This window comes from Pseudomonas fluorescens (genome assembly GCF_000802965.1).
GTDB lineage: Bacteria > Pseudomonadota > Gammaproteobacteria > Pseudomonadales > Pseudomonadaceae > Aquipseudomonas > Aquipseudomonas fluorescens_A.
In genome coordinates this window covers 249,211-265,831 of sequence record NZ_JSAK01000002.1, presented here as the reverse complement: position 1 = coordinate 265,831, position 16,621 = coordinate 249,211, and the positions used below count along the sequence as shown (strand labels likewise).

Genomic DNA, 16,621 nt, shown 5'->3' with positions numbered 1-16,621 from the left:
CTGGCGATGGCGTCCTCAAGAACGCCATCGCCAGCAAGCCGGCTCCTACAAATTTGTGGGTGTGGATTAGCGGCGTGCCAGCAGCAATCCGACCACCAGGCCGAAACCGGCTGAGACGGCCACGGTTTGCCAAGGATGTCCGCCGATGTACGACTCAGTGGCTTCGACCGCTGGTTTGGTACGGTCACGGACGCTGGTCACCGAGTCCCGGGCTTGCTGGAGTTTCAGGGCGATTTGCCCACGCAGTGTTTCCGCTTCCTCACCGACCAGTGAGGCACTGCTTTTGAGCAGTTTTTCCGACTCTTCGATCAGAGCCTGCAATTCGCTGAAGGCTTGGTCCTTGATTTGTTCTTCGGCAGCCTGTGCGGCGGTTCTACGGGCCATTAAAGTACTCCTTGCAGTTAAGTGGACAGTGAACAATGGAGTCCGCCGCACTTGAAAAAGTTGCAGCGATTTCGCGCGTCGGCCCACTTCCGAAGAAATCCAGAGCAGGACGATTCGTCCTACAGTGTAAGATGTCGCCTATTTTACGCAGCAGGAAATTCCCATGAGCTTCAATCTGGCCGACAAACCCCTTGCCGAGCGCGCTGCGCTTGAGGACGAGAAATCCCGTCTGTTCGAACTCTGGCAAAACAACCTGGGCAAAGCCAAGGGCGAGGCCGCACGGTTGTTTGGTGAGCGCGCCAAGCGCAAAGGCAAATGGGCCGAGTGGGTCCGTGCCGAACTGGATGGCATGTCGCCGCCGGAGTTCTCGAACATGGTGCGCAGTGAAGTCAATCGCCTGATGGCCGCCAGCAAATAAATCCCCCTGCGGCAGCTCCTACAGAAAGCTTGCGACGATCGCCTCACGCACTTTCAACACCACCGGATCGAGCTGGGTGCTGGTGCGCCAGCCCAGTTCGATCGGGTAGCGCGGCAAGGCCAGAGGGCAGGGCAGCAGCGCCAAACCAGTGAGTGCCGCGATGCTTCGCGCCGCATGCGCCGGAATGGTCGCCACTGCGTCACTGCCCTTGAGCAAATGCGGCAACGCTGCAAAGTGTGTGGTCGAGGCACAGACCCGCCGACTCAAGCCTATTGCCGCCAAGCCCTCGTCGGTAATACCGATAAAACCGCCCGACGACACGAGGATGTGCTCACGGGCGACAAACTCCTCAAGGCTGATGGTCTGCTGCCCCTCGGACAGACTGCGCGGATCGACCAGACACAAGTAATTTCCTTCACCCAGCACCTGACGGCTGAGCAAGCGCTCGGCAAACCCGCCGGCGGTGATCGCCAGATCGATGCTGCGTTCCATCAAGGCCTGGGCGACGATCTGGCTGTGGGTCTGGCGAAAGATCAGCCGCAACTTCGGTGCGCAGTTGGCAATTTCTTCGATCAGTCGCCGACCGTAGGCAATTTCGAAATCATCCGACATGCCGACCGTGACGGAACGGCCGTCGTAGTGATGGGCAGTCGGGTCGACCATCGCCAGGCTCTGCCGGCATTTGTTCAGCGCCTCACTGACCACCGGTTTCAATTGATTGGCCTTGAGCGTTGGCGCGAGCCCACGCCCAGTGCGCACGAACAACTGATCGCCATACACTTCGCGCAACCGCCGCAATGCCGCACTGACCGCCGATTGCGTCACGCCCAGACGTAACGCGGCGCGGCTGGCGCTGGACTCTTCATGCAGGGCTTCGAGGACTTTCAGCAGGTTGAGGTCAATGTCGGCGATATTCATTTGGTTCATATCATTCAGCAGTGGGCGGGGCTTTATTCATGATCCCGTGGCGCTTGAGAATGAGCAATACCTGATGCCAACGGAGTTACCGCGATGCCCAAGTCAATTGTTGCAGCCCTGCAAATTGGCGCTTTGCCCGGTGGCAAGGCCGAGACCCTGGAGCAGATCCTGTCGTATGAAAGCGAGATCATCGAGTCCGGCGCCGGACTGGTGGTGATGCCTGAAGCGCTGCTCGGCGGCTATCCAAAAGGTGAGGGTTTCGGCACGCAATTGGGTTATCGGTTACCGGAAGGACGCGAAGCCTTTGCCCGTTATTTCGCCAACGCCATCGACGTACCCGGTGCGGAAACCGAAGCATTGGCCGGGTTGTCCGCGCGCACCGGCGCCAATCTGGTGCTCGGTGTTATCGAGCGCGCGGGCAGCACGTTGTACTGCACTGCGCTGTATTTCGATCCGCAGGCGGGACTGGTCGGCAAGCACCGCAAGTTGATGCCGACCGGCACCGAACGCTTGATCTGGGGCAAGGGCGATGGCTCGACTTTGCCAGTGATCGACAGTCAAGTTGGACGGATTGGTGCGGTGGTCTGTTGGGAAAACATGATGCCGCTACTACGCACCGCGATGTACGCCAAAGGCGTGGAGGTGTGGTGCGCTCCGACGGTGGATGAGCGTGAGATGTGGCAGGTGAGCATGCGCCACATTGCCCATGAAGGGCGCTGCTTCGTGGTGAGCGCCTGTCAGGTCCAGGATTCCCCGCAAGCCTTGGGCGTGGACATCGCCAACTGGCCGGCCGAGCGACCGCTGATTGCGGGCGGCAGCGTGATCATCGGGCCGATGGGCGACATTCTGGCCGGACCGTTGCGCGACGAGGTGGGGTTGCTCACGGCTGAAATCGACACGGATGACCTGATTCGCGCGCGATACGACTATGACGTCGTCGGTCACTACGCCCGCCCTGACATCTTCGAATTGACAGTGGATGAACGCGCCAAACCCGGCGTGAAATTCACCGAATAACCCTCTGTAGGAGTTCACTTGATCACCGACAGGCTCAGCTTGCCACTGTCCATGAAGCGCCGCGTACCGAACAACCCTCCCGCCAGTTTGCCGCGCAGGAGGTAGGGCATGTTGTTCAGGGTCTGCAGTTGGGTCAGGCCATAGGTTTGCCGCAACACCGAAAACGCCGACACGCTGACTGGCACGCTCAACACCGTTTCCGAGTATCGGCCAATGGAACCCGACTGATCGCTGACACCGGAGGCAAAGGGATGGCCGTTGATCTCAAGGTCCAGCGCCACACCGTTGTAGTTGACGCTGGTGCCATTGGGGTTCTGCACGCGAATCTTCACCGCAAACCGTACTTCCATGTCCTGGCTTTGCAGCGGCAGAATGTCGACCACGTTGATGTTCAGCGGATCGTTGTTGGGGTATACCGCACAGGCGCTCAAGGTGAGCAACAGCAGGGAAAGGATGACCGCGTGGATACTGCGCATGGGCGTGAACTCTTAGGAAAAAGGACTGAACCGCCGGCGGCTCAGTCCTTGAGCGTGGTCTAGCGGTTCAATTGTGCAACCGCCACGGGTGTCGCGGGTTCACCCTTGGTCGGGACATCCGGGTTTTCCATGACCTGAAGGATCGAGGCTTCCGGATCGAAATCGTCTTCTTCCAGCTCAATGAACTCTTCAGGCAGGAAGATATTCAGAACGATTGCGCACAGCGCGCCGACGGTGATGGGCGACTCGAAAATGTTGTGCAACGCCTTCGGCAATTCACGCAGGACTTCCGGCACCGCTGCCACACCCAGGCCCATGCCGATGGAAATCGCCACGATCAGCATGTTGCGCCGATGCAGGCCGGCTTCGGCGAGGATCTTGATCCCGGCTACCGCCACAGTGCCGAACATCACCAGTTCGGCGCCGCCGAGCACCGGTTTCGGCATCAGTTGCAGCACCGCGCCGATCATCGGGAACAAGCCCAACACCACTAACAATCCGGCAATGAAAAACGCCACGTAGCGGCTGGCCACGCCGGTCAGCTGGATCACGCCGTTGTTCTGCGCGAAGGTCACCATTGGCATGCTGTTGAACACGGCAGCCATGGCCGAGTTGAGACCGTCAGCCAACAACCCGGATTTGATCCGGCGGATGTAGACCGGGCCTTTGACCGGCTGCCGGGAAATCATCGAGTTGGCAGTCAAGTCGCCTGCGGCTTCCAGCGGCGATACCAGGAAAATCACCGCCACCGGCACGAACGCCACCCAATCGAAAGAGAAACCGTACTTGAAGGGTACCGGCACGCTCATCAGTGGCACGGCGGGCAGGCTGGCGAAGTCGACGTGGCCCATCAACCAGGCCGCCACGTAGCCGAGGGTCAGGCCGATGACAATTGCGCCAAGACGCAGGAACGGCACATCCACTCGGTTCAACACCACGATAGTCCCGAGCACCAGCGCCGCCAGGCCCAGATGACTGGCTGCGCCGAGGTCCACCGCGCCGAAGCCGCCGGCGATGTCGGTCATGGCGACCTTGATCAGCGACAGGCCCATCAGCGTGATGATGGTGCCGGTGACCACCGGGGTAATCAGCATCCGCAGCTTGCCGATGAACTGGCTCAGCACCACTTCAATGAACGCCGCGAAGAAGCACACACCGAAAATCGTCGAGAGAATTTCATCAGTGCCGCCGCCCCGCGCCTTGACCATGAACCCGGCACTGAGAATCACGCTGATAAACGAGAAACTGGTGCCTTGCAGACACAGCAACCCGGAACCCACCGGACCGAAACGCCGCGCCTGTACGAAGGTGCCCAGGCCCGAAACAAACAGCGCCATGCTGATGAGGTAGGGGATTTCGCTTTGCAGACCCAGGGCGCTGCCCATGATCAGCGTCGGGGTGATGATCCCGACGAAACTGGCGAGTACATGCTGCAGGGCGGCGAAGACCGTGGCGGTGAGATGCGGACGGTCGTTGAGGCCGTAGATCAGGTCACTGTGGCGCGAGGCAGGGGGTTTTTCAGAGACAGTCATGGTTGTGGGGGCCAGAGGGCGGGCCGGGGTCAGAAAATGGAGGCGCAGGATGCCAGCAGTGTGAATTGAGGGCAATGTCTGGAACTGCGCAATATCGACGCGCACCAACCTCTGTGGCGAGGGAGCTTGCTCCCGCTGGGCTGCGCAGCGGCCCCAAAACCTGCAATCACGTCTTTTCAGTCAAACCGCATGTACCCGTTTTACGACTGCTGCGCAATCGAGCGGGAGCAAGCTCCTTCGCCACAGAGATCTCGGTTGTTCACGAAAATGCTTCTAGCAAATCCTCTTCAAATGCCTTCTGCGCATCCCCCGGCACCTGGGCGCGATGACGCGCCAGGTGAAACGTAACGTCGAAACTCATGTCGTCGAGCCGCACGGCCCTGAGCAGGCCTTTGTCTTCCCAGCTGCGAGCGAAGTGATTCGGCAAATACCCGACATGTTTTCCGGACAGAATGAAGGCGAGGGTGCCTTCCACCTGTTCCGAGCGCGCCGAACACAACTTGCCCTGGAATGGTTCGTCGCTGCGCAGAAAGCGATAAGGGTGATCGACCCGGTCGCAGGCTTGCAGCGCCTGGTCATCCGGCGCGTCATCGGTGAATAGCGGATGGCCGGGGGCGCAATACAGATGCTGGGTTTCGGTGAACAGTTCGCGGTAGTCAAAGGCGCTTTGCACTTGCGAGAAATAGCCGATGGCCAGATCCAGCCGCTGTTGCAACAGCAAGCGTTCCATGTCCCCCGGCATGGCGCTGATCAACTCGATGCGCACCGACTGATCGCGCTCGCGAAAGCGCCGGATCGCTTCGGCCACCTGTTGCAACACCGATTGGTCCAACGCTTCGGACAGTCCCAGGCGCACCTCACCGATCAAGCGTCCGGCCACGCCGTTGGATAGATGGCGGAACGCTTCAATGGAGTCGAACAGGCTACGTGTGGCGCTGAGCAATTGTTCACCCTTGGGCGTGATCCTGAATCCGCCCTTGCCACGACTGCACAAGCGATAACCGAGGCGGGTTTCGAGCTTGGCCATTTGCTGGCTGATGCTCGACTGGCTCAGGCCCAGCTCACCCTGGGCCGCGCTGAAGCCGCCGCATTCCACGACGCTGACAAACAGCCGTAACAGTTGCAGATCCAGATCGTGGAGTTGACCGAGCATCAAACATTACTCCTGGGTAATGTCAGGTTAATTAACTTGATATTTCACCAATGTATCCGACGACGCATCCTGCCACCACTTCCTCTGGTCAGGTGTTCGTCATGGCTCCCTCGTTCAAGCTGTGTTTACCCGCGCTGTTCCTTGCCATGGCCGCAACGGCCCAGGCCGAGGAAAAAGTCGTCAACCTCTACAGTTGGGCCGACTACGTGGCGCCCGAAACCTTGCAGCGTTTCGAGCAGGAAACCGGCATTCACGTGCGCTACGACACTTTCGATGCACCGGAAGTGTTGGAAACCAAACTGCTCACCGGCGGCAGCGGCTATGACGTGGTGGTGCCGTCGTCCAGTGTCCTGGCCCGCGGTTTGGCGGCCGGTGCGCTGAAAGCCATTCCGCACGATGGCCTGAAGGGCTACGCCAATCTGGACCCGGACCTGCTGGAGAAACTCGCGGCCGTTGATCCCGGCAATCAATATGGCGTGCCTTACACGTGGGGCACCCTGGGGCTGGGGTTGAATGTCGAAGCGGTACAGCAGCGTCTGCCGAACGTGCCGCTCAATAGCCTGGATCTGCTGTTCAAACCGGAATACGCCAGCAAACTGAAAGACTGCGGCATTGCGATCATTGACTCGCCGCAAGAAGTAATCGGCCTGGCGTTGCACTATCTGGGCAAGGATCCCTACAGCACCGACAAAAATGATCTCGACGCGGCGCAAGCGCTGTTGCATCAGTTGCAGCCTTCGGTGCTGTACGTCGCCAGTGGGCGGCAGATCAACGATCTGGCCAACGGCAGCGTCTGTCTGGCCCTGGCTTACAACGGCGATACGAGCCTGGCCGCGGATCAGGCGCGCAAGGCCAATAAACCCTACGAAATTGCCTACCGGATTCCCAAGGAAGGCACCCTCGTGTGGCAGGACAACCTGGCGATCCCAAAGGACGCGCCACACCCCGAAGCCGCGCGCCAGTTCATCGAGTTCATGTTGCGTCCCGAATCGGTTGCGGCACTGACCAACACTTTGTTCTTTGCCACCGCCAACCAGGCCGCCACGCCACTGGTGGACGAGGCGGTGCGTACTGATCCGGACATTTACCCACCCGCCGATGTGCGTGACCGCTTGTACGCCGACCGCAGCATGAGCCTCAAGGACATGCGCCAGCGCACCCGCGTGTGGACCACATTCCGTACCCGCCAATAATAAGGAACCTGAGATGGACGTGCCGATGCAGAACGATCAAGCCATCACCCGTGACAGCCTTTACGGAACTGCCGCCGAAAGCACCTACGCCGGTATCACCAGTTTCATGCGCCGTCGCTACAGCCGTGACTTGCGCGGTGTCGACGTCGCGGTGAGCGGTGTGCCGTTCGACACCGCCACCAGCAACCGCCCCGGTGCACGTTTCGGGCCGCGCGGTATCCGGGCCGCGTCCGCCGGGATCGCCTGGGAGCGTCATTGGCCGTGGACCTTCGATCCGTTCGATCATCTGGCAGTGGTCGACTTCGGTGACTGCGACTTCGATTACGGTTCGCAGCAGTCGACACCGGAATGTATCGAGGCTCACGCCGAGCACATCCTCAATGCCGGCAGCGCGATGCTGACTTTCGGCGGCGATCACTTCATCACCTATCCGCTGCTAAAGGCTCATGCGCGTAAATATGGTCCATTGTCGCTGATTCACTTCGACGCCCACAGCGACACCTGGCCGGACGAAGAGGGCAAGCGCATCGATCACGGCACCATGTTCTGGCATGCGGCGAAGGAAGGCCTGGTCGATCCGTCACGCTCGGTGCAGATCGGCTTGCGCACCACCAATGACGATCATCAGGGGTTCCAGGTGCTGGATGCACGGCAGGTACATCGGCGTGGGATTGATGCGATTGTCGAAGCCATTCGCGCACGGGTCGGGGACAACCCGGTGTACCTGACCTTTGATATCGACTGCCTCGACCCGGCCTTCGCTCCAGGCACCGGAACGCCGGTGTGCGGTGGCTTGAGCACGGTGCAAGCGCTGGAAATTCTCGGTGGGTTGCGTGGGATCAATCTGGTGGGCATGGACGTGGTGGAAGTGGCGCCGGCCTACGACAGCGCGGAGATCACTTCGCTGGCGGCGGCGACATTGGCGATGGAGATGCTGTGTCTTTATGCGGCGAAGCATAAGGTTGACCGGTAACGCCGATCGCGGTGAGTCTAACGACGCCATCGCGGGCAAGCCCGCTCCTACAGGGATAGCGTCAATCCTGTGGGAGCGGGCTTGCCCGCGATGCTTTTTCAGGCGACAGGGATTTTCGGCAGGTCCAGCGTTACACCCCCGCTAAACCGCGCAAACGAGCCTTCAATGGATTCATGCGGCACGCCTTTCGCCACTTCGCTGATCCCATCGAGCCGCGCCAACTGCTCAACACCCAATTGCACATTCAACGCCCCCAGGGTCGCATCCAGTTGTTCACGGGTCCGCGAGCCAAGGATTGGAATCAGCGTTGTGGTCGAGCGCTTGGCTTTTTCCCGCAGCCAGGCGATGGCCACGTGGGTCGGGCTGGCGTCCAGTTCTGCGGCAACGGCCAGCAAGGTGTCGAGGAGGGCGGTTTCACGGGCGCTTTTCTCGGCGTGAACCAGCATCCCCAGTTTGCTTGCGCGATTATCGCCTTCGCTGTTGCGGTATTTGCCGGTGAGGAAGCCGCCACCCAGCGGTGACCACAAGGTCGCGGCCAGGCCCAGCGCTTCGGCCATGGGCAATTGTTCGCGTTCTGCGGTGCGCTCGGCCAGGCTGTACTCGACCTGAATCGCCGCAATCGGCGCGAAACCGCGCACTTCGGCCAGCAGATCGGCGCGAGCAATGCGCCACGCCGGGAAGTTCGACAATCCGGCGTAGTGGATTTTGCCGGCGCGTACCAGATCGTCGAAACCGCGAAGAATCTCTTCCATCGGCGTCACGCCATCGCTCATGTGCGCCCAGAACAGGTCTAGATGATCAGTGTTCAACCGTTTCAGGCTCTCTTCCACGGCGCGAACCATGTTCTTGCGGTTGTTGCCGGTGTGGGAGATGCCCGCTGCCGGCGTGGTGCCCAAGGTGTATTTGCTGGCGATGACCAGGTGATCGCGTTCGGCGGTGATGAACTCGCTGAGCATCGCTTCCGATTGACCACCCTGATAACCGTTGGCGGTGTCAATGAAATTACCGCCAGCCTCCAGGTAGCCGTCAAAGATGCGCTTGGCTTCGTCACGCTCAGCGCCATGGCCCCAACCGGTGCCGAAGTTGCCGGCGCCCAATGCCAGTTCGGAAACCCGCAAGCCGGTTTTACGGCCAAAGACTTTGTAATGCATGGGATGACTCCTGAAAGGAACGCTGAGGCGTGATTTAAATGTTTGGCAACATGTATTAAATATGATGCCAATAATATCTAGCGTCAAGGCGCTTTTCCCTTTGCTGAAAAGCAGGCGACTGACGGACATTTCACTGAAAGGCACGGTTGAGCGGTGGCATACTGCCGCGCATGAATGTCGACTCCCCACTCAGCGCTTGGCAACATGCCATCGAACAAAAGGGCTTCGTCCAGGACGAGGCTCAGGAACATGCCGTCTGGGCGTTGCAGAAGTGCCACGAGGCACTGCATGAGGGACGGACGCCGCTCATGGGCGTTTACCTCTGGGGCCCGGTCGGGCGCGGCAAAACCTGGTTGATGGACCAGTTTTACCAACACCTGCGGGTGCCGGCCCGGCGTCAGCACTTTCATCATTTCATGGGTTGGGTGCACCAACGTTCATTTCAGCTGACCGGTACCGCCGACCCGCTAAAGGCCTTGGCTCGCGAACTGAGCGAAGAAGTGCGCGTCCTCTGCTTCGATGAGTTGTTCGTCAATGATATTGGTGATGCGATCATTCTCGGGCGCCTGTTCCAGGTGATGTTCGAGCAGGGCGTGGTGGTGGTTTGTACTTCCAATCTGCCGCCCGACCAGTTGTACGCCGACGGCTTCAACCGCGACCGTTTCATGCCGGCGATCGCCGCCATAAAGCAGCACATGCAGGTGATCGCGGTGGACGGCGGGGAAGATCATCGTTTGCATCCGGGCCAGGGTTTGCAGCGTTACTGGGTCGCCGCGCCGGGACAGCCCAGTGCACTGGATGACGTGTTCAAAGTGCTGACCGTTGGCCAAGCGGTTTCCAGCGAACCGATCAAGGTGGGTTTGCGTTCGCTCAATGTGCTGCAGGCCAGCCAGAAAGTGCTGTGGTGTCGTTACGCCGATCTCTGCGAGCAGCCCTTTGCCGCGATGGATTTCATGGCCCTGTGCGACACCTTCAGCGCTATTCTGTTGAGTGACGTACCCAACCTCAGCGCGCAAAAACGGCAAGGGCGTATCGCTCGGGGCACTGAAGACGGGGTCGAGCGAGTCGTCGCCGGTGACCGCGAGTTGCCGCAGTTGTCGGTGCATGACGACGGAGTGCGGCGCTTCATCGCTTTGGTCGACGAGTGCTACGACCGCAAAGTGCCGCTGTACCTCGAAGCGCAGGTGCCCATGGATTCGCTCTACACCGAGGGCTACCTGGAATTTCCGTTCCGCCGCACCCTCAGCCGCCTTCAAGAAATGCAGTTGCAGCGTTTCGCCGAGGCGTGAAATCCAGGAGGCGTGAAAATGAATCAACCTCTGTCTCACCATTTGTTGACCATGGCCTACCAGAACGCATGGGCCAATCACCGACTGGCCAAGGCCTGGTGTCAGTTGAGCCAGGATGAATTGGCAGCGCCTCGAGTCAGCTTCTTTCCCAGCCTCAGGGCAACACTCAACCACATCCTGACGTGCGACTGGTTTTACGTGGATGCCCTTGAGCGCGAGTTGCGCGGCGATGATCCGCATCCCGAGTGTTACGTGTTCTTCAAGGACGATGAGCCGTTCAGCCAAGCGATCGACCTCAAGCGCGAACAGGCCCAGGTGGACCGACGCTTGATTGCCTATTGCGAGCAAATGCGCGATGCCGACCTCGGCAAAGTCGTGACCATCGCCCGCGACACGCCGCAATACGACAGCCGCTTGCGCCTGCTGTCGCACCTGTTCGAGCATCAGATCCATCATCGGGGGCAGGTCCACGCGATGCTCAGTGGCACCTCGGTCAAGCCGCCGCAACTGGACGAGTTTTTTTGCGCGGGTGAGTCGCGGCTGCGGGCAGAGGATTTTGCCGAGTTGGGCTGGACCGAAGCTTTGGTTTGGGGGCATTAAGAGCAAAAGTCAGCGCCTACACAAATCCCCTGTAGGAGCTGCCGCAGGCTGCGATCTTTTGATCTTCAAGGCTTGTTGGCACAACCACGCCCGCGATATGTTCGCCACGCTTTCCAGTGCGAGTGACGTACTGGGGCTACCTAATGTGTAATCGAGGATGGAAATGGATTTCGCAGAAATTCTTGTGCTTCAGGCCAGCTACACCAATCCGGTGCATGCCGAGGCCATTGGCCTGGTATTGAACAGTTACGCCGAAGATCCAATGGGTGGCGGCCATTCCTTGCCGGCCACTGTGCTGGAGCACCTGCCGGGTGAACTGGCCAAGCGTCCCCATGCGTTCAGTGTGCTGGCCTTCGTCGGCGGCGAACCGGCCGGGCTGGTCAATTGCTTCGAAGGCTTTTCGACCTTCGCCTGCCGGCCGCTGGTCAACGTGCACGATGTGGCGGTAGTGCCGAAGTTTCGCGGACTGGGGCTGAGCCAGCGCATGTTGCAGAAAGTCGAAGAGATTGCCCGCCAGCGCGGCTGCTGCAAAATCACCCTGGAAGTGCTCGAAGGCAATGCGGTGGCGCAGGCGTCCTACGGTAAGTTCGGCTTTGCCCCGGGCGAGTTCGACCCGGCGCACGGGCGCATGATGTTCTGGATCAAGGCGCTTTAATCCCGACTGTAGGAGCGAGCTTGCTCGCGATGGAGGTCAACGGTGACGCGGGGCATCAGATACCGCTCGTTGTCCTTGAGTCCATCGCGAGCAGGCTTGCTCCTACAGAAAGGCAATCAGCGGTGTAACCATCATTTCGGTCTGTAGGATTCGGTCATTTGCGCGGTTTGGTCGTCCGGGACTCGCAATTCCGTCGCCTGACTTTGCGTGATGTTGCCCAAGGCCAGTTGCTGGTTGTAACGCAGGGTTTCGTAGTAGTAGCGCATGCGTTCGGCCCCGCCTTCGGCAAAAGCGCTGGCGGAGCCGAATGTCATCAGGACGGCGAGGATCAACGTGGTGCGTTTCATGGTGTGCCTCCCACTACAGCGGTCGGATGCTTTTCGTCCATGAACCAATGAATCGATGTCGAGCGCACATTATCCGCCGATTCCGTTAAATGGGAATGAATAACCCTTAGAGTTTCCAGTCCAGACTCAGGGTCACCGTGCGCGGGTCGCCCCAATACACACCGTTGTAGAAACCGACGTTGTCGTAATACTTCTTGTCGAACAGATTGTTGACGTTCAGCGAAGCCGAGAGGTGTCGGTCGAATTCGTAGCGCGACATCAGGTTGACCACGGTATAGGCCTCCTGCTTGATGTCCGTGCGTTCGGTGATCACGCTGCCATCGGCGCGACGCCCCACTGGGCGGTTGGCGCTACGGAAGACGTCACTCTGCCAGTTCACTGCGGCACCCACGGTTAACGCCTGCCATTCGCCGGGCAGGTGATACGCCGTGGAGAAGCGGAACATGTTCAACGGCTGGTTGGTGTTGGTGCGTTCCTTCTCGCCGTTGACCGAGTGGGTGTAGGTGTAGCCGGCCGTCATGTTCCAGCCGCTTAAAACCTCGCCGGACAATTCGGCTTCGAAACCCTGGACCTTGTTGCCTTTGCCGCCTGACGTGTAGAACTCCTCACCAGTGACCGGGTCCGGCGGCACCGAGTCGTCGAGTTCCGCGACATTGTCCTGCTTGCTCCAGAACAGCGCCGTGGCGAGGTTCAGTCGTTCCTCCAGCAGGCTGCCCTTGAGACCCAGTTCATAATTACTGCCCACCACCGGTTCCAGGTATTTGCGACTGCTGTCGCGGTTGGTTTGCGGTTTGAAAATGTCGGTGTAGCTGACGTAAGCGGTGTACTCCGGGGTCAGGTCGTAAAGCAGCCCGGCGTAAGGCGTCCACATGTCGTTGTGTTGCTGGCTGCTGTGATCGACGCCGCTCAACTGGAGGGTGTCGTCATAGCTGTTGGTGGTGCTCGACGCTTTCCAGCTGCCGTAGCGGCTGCCGAGTACGGCGTGAAGCTCATCGGTGAGGGTCAGGCGCGTGGCCAGGTAGCCGGCCTTTTGCCGGGTGCTGTCCTTGGCTCCGGTCAGGCGGGTGACGGTGTCGGGAAACTTGCCGATGTTGCCCATGTATTTCCAGTCCGGGACGTTTTCGTAATCCGCGGCTCTTGGACCGTCTTGCGTGTAGGGACTTTCTTCGCTGCGTTCGGCTTCGCCATAGCCGACCATCATTTCGTGTTCGCGGCCCAACAGCGTGTAGGGACCGGACACGTTGAAGTCATAGGCTTTCATTTTTTGCGTGCCGATCATGTGGCTGACGTTGGCAACCATGCCGCTGCGATCAGCTTCCGGAAAGCCGCCACCGGCGTAGTAAATCTTGCCGTCGGTATCGCTCTCGCGATGGGTGTACGCGGCTTTGAGCTGCCATCCGCCGCCGAGTTGATGATCGATGTTGGCGAATGCGGTTTTGTCCTTGAGCGGCCAGGAACTCCAGGACGTCGCCATGTTGGTCGAGCGTCCGAGGTTGGCCTTGCTGCCGTCGGCGTTCCAGTACGGCACGGTGCCCCAGGACGTGCCCTGGACGTGCTTGTTCTGATAGTCGTAACCCACGGCCAGTACGGTGTCATCGGTCAGGTCGGCTTCGAGCACCCCGTAACCGACTTCCCGCTGCTGCTGGTATTTATCCCGGTAGGAATCGCTGTCACGGTAGGCCACCACGCCGCGCCCGCGCAGGCGCCCATCGAAAGCCAGAGGACCGCCAACGTCGAGATAGCTGTAGTAATCGTCATAGCTGCCGCCACTGACGCCGGTCTTGGCGTCCCACTGCGCGGTCGGTCGTTTGCGCACCATGTTGATGGTGGCCGAAGGGTCGCCCGCGCCCGTGGTCAGGCCGGTGGCCCCGCGTACCACTTCAATGCGGTCGTAGATGATGGTGTCGGAATCGGACTTCATGTAGCTGAAGGTATTCAACATCCCGTCGATCTGGAAATTGTTGATCGTGTAACCGCGGGAGGAATAGCTAACCCGATCCGAGTCGTTGTGCTGCACCACAATCCCGGTGGTCTGGCTCATGGCTTCGGACAACGTGCCGAGTTTGAAGTCGTCCATTTGCTGGCGAGTGACGACGGACACCGATTGCGGTGTTTCTTTGATCGACAGGGGCAGGCGGGTGGCCGTGCTCATGGCGCCGGTGGTGTACGAATCAGTGTTTTCGGTGGTGCTGCCCAGATTCCGGGCGGTCACGTTGGTGGCGCCGAGCATGAGCGTGGTGGGCAGCGTCGTTTTTTCAGGATCGGTTTCAGCCAGCAAATCCGGGCTGAAAGCGACACTGAACAGGCCGAGGGTAAAAGTCATGGAACGGGTGATAGGCGCGAACATCGCAGCCGACTCCTTGTCGTCGATGGAAAAATTCCGTTTGTTCAAAGACGAAGGAGGGCAGAGGGATTTAGACTTAAACGAGAATAATTATTATCTTGCGAAGTTTCCTACAACCCAAAACAACTGAGGGAGCGAGCCTGCTCGCGATAGCGTCGGAACAGTCAGTATTGATGTTGACTGATCTACCACTATCGCGAACAGGCTCGCTCCCACAGGTTTTGCGTTGTATCAGAACTACTGTTGAACGACTCCGGACACTACTGGCGCCCCTTTGGGCTTGATCAGGCTGAAATCAATCAATGGCCGCTGCTGACGCTCGTAAGGATTGCCGATCAGCAATGGCCGTGGCTTGAAGCTGTCGCTGACCACGCTCTTGCTGCGATCCAGTTCATCGAAACTCAGGCCCACCAGGTCCGCCCAGGTGTGGATCAGATGCGAACTGCTGTACGGCCGCCCCAGATCCCCGGCAAAGCTCCAGTCATGGGTTTCGCGCCATTTCGGCGAGGCCCAGGCCATGAACGGAATGGTGTACATCGGCGCCGTCGGTTTGTTTTCGTTCCGCCCGAGGGTGCTATGACCCGCAGAGTCGAAAACGTCTTCGCCATGGTCCGAGAGGTACAGCAGGAAGCCGTTCGGGTCGGTCTTGGCGTAATCCTTGATCAGGCTCGAGACCACGAAGTCGTTGTACAGCACCGCATTGTCATAGCTGTTGTAGGTCGGCAGTTGATCGTCACGCACCCCCGCCGGTACGCCGTTGCGATCCTTGAACTTGTCGAAGGTCGACGGATAGCGGTACTGGTAGCTCATGTGCGTGCCGAGCAAATGCACGACGATCAGCTTGCGCGGTGCAGCGTCGGCCAGCGCCTTGTTGAACGGCTCGATCACGTCGCCATCGTACTGGGCGGCGTTCTGGTTGCGGTTGTTGTTCAGGTACACCTGCTCGTCGGCCTGCTCGGAGAAGGTCGTCAACATGGTGTTGCGCTTGGTCATGGTCTGCTGATTGGTGATCCAGAAGGTCTTGTAACCGGCCTGTTTCATCATGCTGACCAGCGACGGCGTCGACAGGTACAGCTCGGGATTATCCTCGTCGGCGAACGTCAGCACTTGCTGCAACGCCTCGATGGTGTAGGGGCGCGGGGTGATGACGTTGTCGAAGACCGACAGTTGATCCTTGAGCTTGTCCAGTTCCGGGGTGGTTTGCCGAGGATAGCCGTACAGGCTCATGCGCTGACGGTTGGTGGATTCGCCAATCACCAGCACCAGGGTTGCGGGCTGGTTGGCCATCGAGTCCTTGAGGTTGTGCAGCGGCGGGATCTTGCTGGCGCTGTCGAGCATGTCTTGCATGCCGGCCAGGGTGTCCAGATAACGGTGATAGGCCACTGCCATTTGCCACGGCACTGCCGGCTCGATGCGGGTTTCGAACTTCTCGAAGCCGTCGGCGAAATTGCCGGTACGCAGCGTTTGCTTGACCAGCGGATAACCGATCACTGCCACCACAATGGCCGTTGCAGCCACCAGTGCCTGGCCGCGAGGCAGGTACACCGGGCGCAAGCGTGTCCACAGGAAGTAGGCAAAGGCTGTGTGAGCGAGGAAGGCAAGCACCATCCACCAGGCAAAGTACTGGGTCATGTACTCGCCCGCTTCAGACACGTTCGACTCGAACATGATGAAGATGACGCTTTGGGAGAATTCCTGCTGATAGATGAAGAAGTAACCCAGGCTGGCCATGGAGCAAGCCCACAGCACCACGCCGATCAGCGCCGCCATGACACGCGTTTGTTTGGGGAACAACAGCATCGGCGCAAGCCAGATAGCACTCATCACAAATGCCTGGCGGAATCCGGTAAAGCCGGAGGTTCCCGTCAGTTGAATCAGCAGCTGGGTGATACCGGAAAAATACCAGAAGAACAGGAACAACCAGAGAAACCCTGCCCAATCGAAACCCTTCGCAGACGTCTCGCTGCGTTTAAACCAAGCCATTCCACGCTCCAGCCAATATTCACTTCCACCGTCAGGCCACCGAAGTCACCGACGAACGGAGGGCGCACGGAAACCGAGCGGCCACAAGGAACCGGAGTATCAACAAGGGAATGTGAAAACTTTGTGAGTTGTAGCGTAGGCAAGGAACGATGGCGTATCGGAAACAGCGAACGGCTGCTTCCGATTCA

16 protein-coding genes are annotated in these 16,621 nt (G+C 59.4%); 7 read left to right on the top strand and 9 right to left on the bottom strand.

Going from position 1 to position 16,621, the window contains the following annotated elements; all coding sequences use genetic code 11:
- Positions 1-66: 66 nt before the first annotated feature.
- Entirely contained in the window at positions 67-384 is a 318-nt protein-coding gene (locus NL64_RS02750) for a DUF883 family protein (protein WP_034146622.1), read from the bottom strand.
- Positions 385-547: 163 nt separating this feature from the next.
- Here NL64_RS02750 and NL64_RS02745 point away from each other — a divergent pair, with 163 nt between their 5' ends.
- A complete protein-coding gene (locus NL64_RS02745; RefSeq protein WP_034146621.1) occupies positions 548-802 on the top strand; it encodes a hypothetical protein in 255 nt (84 codons plus the stop codon).
- An 18-nt stretch (positions 803-820) separates the two neighbouring features.
- Here NL64_RS02745 and NL64_RS02740 read toward each other — a convergent pair whose 3' ends face one another.
- The gene (locus NL64_RS02740) at positions 821-1,729 is read right to left on the bottom strand and encodes a LysR family transcriptional regulator (RefSeq protein WP_034146620.1); all 909 of its coding nucleotides are present in this window, start codon (positions 1,727-1,729) and stop codon (positions 821-823) included.
- 84 nt (positions 1,730-1,813) lie between these two features.
- Between NL64_RS02740 and NL64_RS02735 the strand changes: the two genes are divergently transcribed.
- The gene (locus NL64_RS02735; RefSeq protein ID WP_034146619.1) at positions 1,814-2,737 is read left to right on the top strand and encodes a carbon-nitrogen hydrolase family protein; all 924 of its coding nucleotides are present in this window, start codon (positions 1,814-1,816) and stop codon (positions 2,735-2,737) included.
- Positions 2,738-2,751: 14 nt separating this feature from the next.
- Here NL64_RS02735 and NL64_RS02730 read toward each other — a convergent pair whose 3' ends face one another.
- The 3 genes from NL64_RS02730 to NL64_RS02720 form a co-directional block, all read right to left on the bottom strand.
- On the bottom strand, positions 2,752-3,213 hold the full coding sequence (locus NL64_RS02730) for an LEA type 2 family protein (RefSeq protein WP_034146618.1): 462 nt from the start codon (positions 3,211-3,213) through the stop codon (positions 2,752-2,754).
- Positions 3,214-3,272: 59 nt separating this feature from the next.
- The gene (locus NL64_RS02725) at positions 3,273-4,745 is read right to left on the bottom strand and encodes a nucleobase:cation symporter-2 family protein (protein WP_034146712.1); all 1,473 of its coding nucleotides are present in this window, start codon (positions 4,743-4,745) and stop codon (positions 3,273-3,275) included.
- A gap of 259 nt (positions 4,746-5,004) precedes the next feature.
- Entirely contained in the window at positions 5,005-5,898 is an 894-nt protein-coding gene (locus NL64_RS02720) for a LysR family transcriptional regulator (protein ID WP_034146617.1), read from the bottom strand.
- 101 nt (positions 5,899-5,999) lie between these two features.
- On the opposite strand from NL64_RS02720, the gene NL64_RS02715 reads away from it, so the two are divergent.
- Both NL64_RS02715 and speB read left to right on the top strand, forming a co-directional pair.
- A complete protein-coding gene (locus NL64_RS02715; RefSeq protein WP_034146616.1) occupies positions 6,000-7,091 on the top strand; it encodes a polyamine ABC transporter substrate-binding protein in 1,092 nt (363 codons plus the stop codon).
- Between the two features lie 13 nt (positions 7,092-7,104).
- Complete coding sequence (gene speB, locus NL64_RS02710; protein ID WP_034146615.1) at positions 7,105-8,064, top strand: agmatinase; 960 nt, start codon at positions 7,105-7,107, stop codon at positions 8,062-8,064.
- A gap of 98 nt (positions 8,065-8,162) precedes the next feature.
- Here the strand turns inward: speB and NL64_RS02705 are convergent, their stop codons facing one another.
- Positions 8,163-9,215, bottom strand: coding sequence for an aldo/keto reductase (locus NL64_RS02705; protein ID WP_034146614.1), 1,053 nt, complete (start codon positions 9,213-9,215; stop codon positions 8,163-8,165).
- A 170-nt stretch (positions 9,216-9,385) separates the two neighbouring features.
- Here NL64_RS02705 and zapE point away from each other — a divergent pair, with 170 nt between their 5' ends.
- The 3 genes from zapE (at position 9,386) to NL64_RS02690 (ending at position 11,759) form a co-directional block, all read left to right on the top strand.
- A complete protein-coding gene (zapE, locus tag NL64_RS02700) occupies positions 9,386-10,504 on the top strand; it encodes a cell division protein ZapE (protein WP_034146711.1) in 1,119 nt (372 codons plus the stop codon).
- Positions 10,505-10,522: 18 nt separating this feature from the next.
- Entirely contained in the window at positions 10,523-11,104 is a 582-nt protein-coding gene (locus NL64_RS02695) for a DinB family protein (protein WP_034146613.1), read from the top strand.
- Positions 11,105-11,267: 163 nt separating this feature from the next.
- Positions 11,268-11,759 (top strand): GNAT family N-acetyltransferase, encoded by a 492-nt coding sequence (locus NL64_RS02690; protein ID WP_034146612.1) that lies wholly within the window; start codon positions 11,268-11,270, stop codon positions 11,757-11,759.
- A gap of 131 nt (positions 11,760-11,890) precedes the next feature.
- Here NL64_RS02690 and NL64_RS02685 read toward each other — a convergent pair whose 3' ends face one another.
- From NL64_RS02685 to NL64_RS02675, 3 genes are all read right to left on the bottom strand, one after another.
- The gene (locus tag NL64_RS02685; RefSeq protein WP_034146611.1) at positions 11,891-12,106 is read right to left on the bottom strand and encodes a hypothetical protein; all 216 of its coding nucleotides are present in this window, start codon (positions 12,104-12,106) and stop codon (positions 11,891-11,893) included.
- A 106-nt stretch (positions 12,107-12,212) separates the two neighbouring features.
- A complete protein-coding gene (locus tag NL64_RS02680) occupies positions 12,213-14,453 on the bottom strand; it encodes a TonB-dependent siderophore receptor (protein ID WP_034146610.1) in 2,241 nt (746 codons plus the stop codon).
- Between the two features lie 234 nt (positions 14,454-14,687).
- Positions 14,688-16,433: a phosphoethanolamine transferase CptA gene (locus tag NL64_RS02675; protein ID WP_034146609.1), complete on the bottom strand. Its 1,746-nt coding sequence runs from the start codon at positions 16,431-16,433 to the stop codon at positions 14,688-14,690.
- Positions 16,434-16,621 lie beyond the last annotated feature (188 nt).

What these genes read in the sequence shown, in the direction of transcription:
- NL64_RS02750 (WP_034146622.1), bottom strand. Translation starts at nt 384, where the DNA reads ATGGCCCGTAGAACCGCCGCACAGGCTGCCGAAGAACAAATCAAGGAC.
- NL64_RS02745 (WP_034146621.1), top strand. Translation starts at nt 548, where the DNA reads ATGAGCTTCAATCTGGCCGACAAACCCCTTGCCGAGCGCGCTGCGCTT.
- NL64_RS02740 (WP_034146620.1), bottom strand. Translation starts at nt 1,729, where the DNA reads ATGAACCAAATGAATATCGCCGACATTGACCTCAACCTGCTGAAAGTC.
- NL64_RS02735 (WP_034146619.1), top strand. Translation starts at nt 1,814, where the DNA reads ATGCCCAAGTCAATTGTTGCAGCCCTGCAAATTGGCGCTTTGCCCGGT.
- NL64_RS02730 (WP_034146618.1), bottom strand. Translation starts at nt 3,213, where the DNA reads ATGCGCAGTATCCACGCGGTCATCCTTTCCCTGCTGTTGCTCACCTTG.
- NL64_RS02725 (WP_034146712.1), bottom strand. Translation starts at nt 4,745, where the DNA reads ATGACTGTCTCTGAAAAACCCCCTGCCTCGCGCCACAGTGACCTGATC.
- NL64_RS02720 (WP_034146617.1), bottom strand. Translation starts at nt 5,898, where the DNA reads ATGCTCGGTCAACTCCACGATCTGGATCTGCAACTGTTACGGCTGTTT.
- NL64_RS02715 (WP_034146616.1), top strand. Translation starts at nt 6,000, where the DNA reads ATGGCTCCCTCGTTCAAGCTGTGTTTACCCGCGCTGTTCCTTGCCATG.
- speB (WP_034146615.1), top strand. Translation starts at nt 7,105, where the DNA reads ATGGACGTGCCGATGCAGAACGATCAAGCCATCACCCGTGACAGCCTT.
- NL64_RS02705 (WP_034146614.1), bottom strand. Translation starts at nt 9,215, where the DNA reads ATGCATTACAAAGTCTTTGGCCGTAAAACCGGCTTGCGGGTTTCCGAA.
- zapE (WP_034146711.1), top strand. Translation starts at nt 9,386, where the DNA reads ATGAATGTCGACTCCCCACTCAGCGCTTGGCAACATGCCATCGAACAA.
- NL64_RS02695 (WP_034146613.1), top strand. Translation starts at nt 10,523, where the DNA reads ATGAATCAACCTCTGTCTCACCATTTGTTGACCATGGCCTACCAGAAC.
- NL64_RS02690 (WP_034146612.1), top strand. Translation starts at nt 11,268, where the DNA reads ATGGATTTCGCAGAAATTCTTGTGCTTCAGGCCAGCTACACCAATCCG.
- NL64_RS02685 (WP_034146611.1), bottom strand. Translation starts at nt 12,106, where the DNA reads ATGAAACGCACCACGTTGATCCTCGCCGTCCTGATGACATTCGGCTCC.
- NL64_RS02680 (WP_034146610.1), bottom strand. Translation starts at nt 14,453, where the DNA reads ATGTTCGCGCCTATCACCCGTTCCATGACTTTTACCCTCGGCCTGTTC.
- NL64_RS02675 (WP_034146609.1), bottom strand. Translation starts at nt 16,433, where the DNA reads ATGGCTTGGTTTAAACGCAGCGAGACGTCTGCGAAGGGTTTCGATTGG.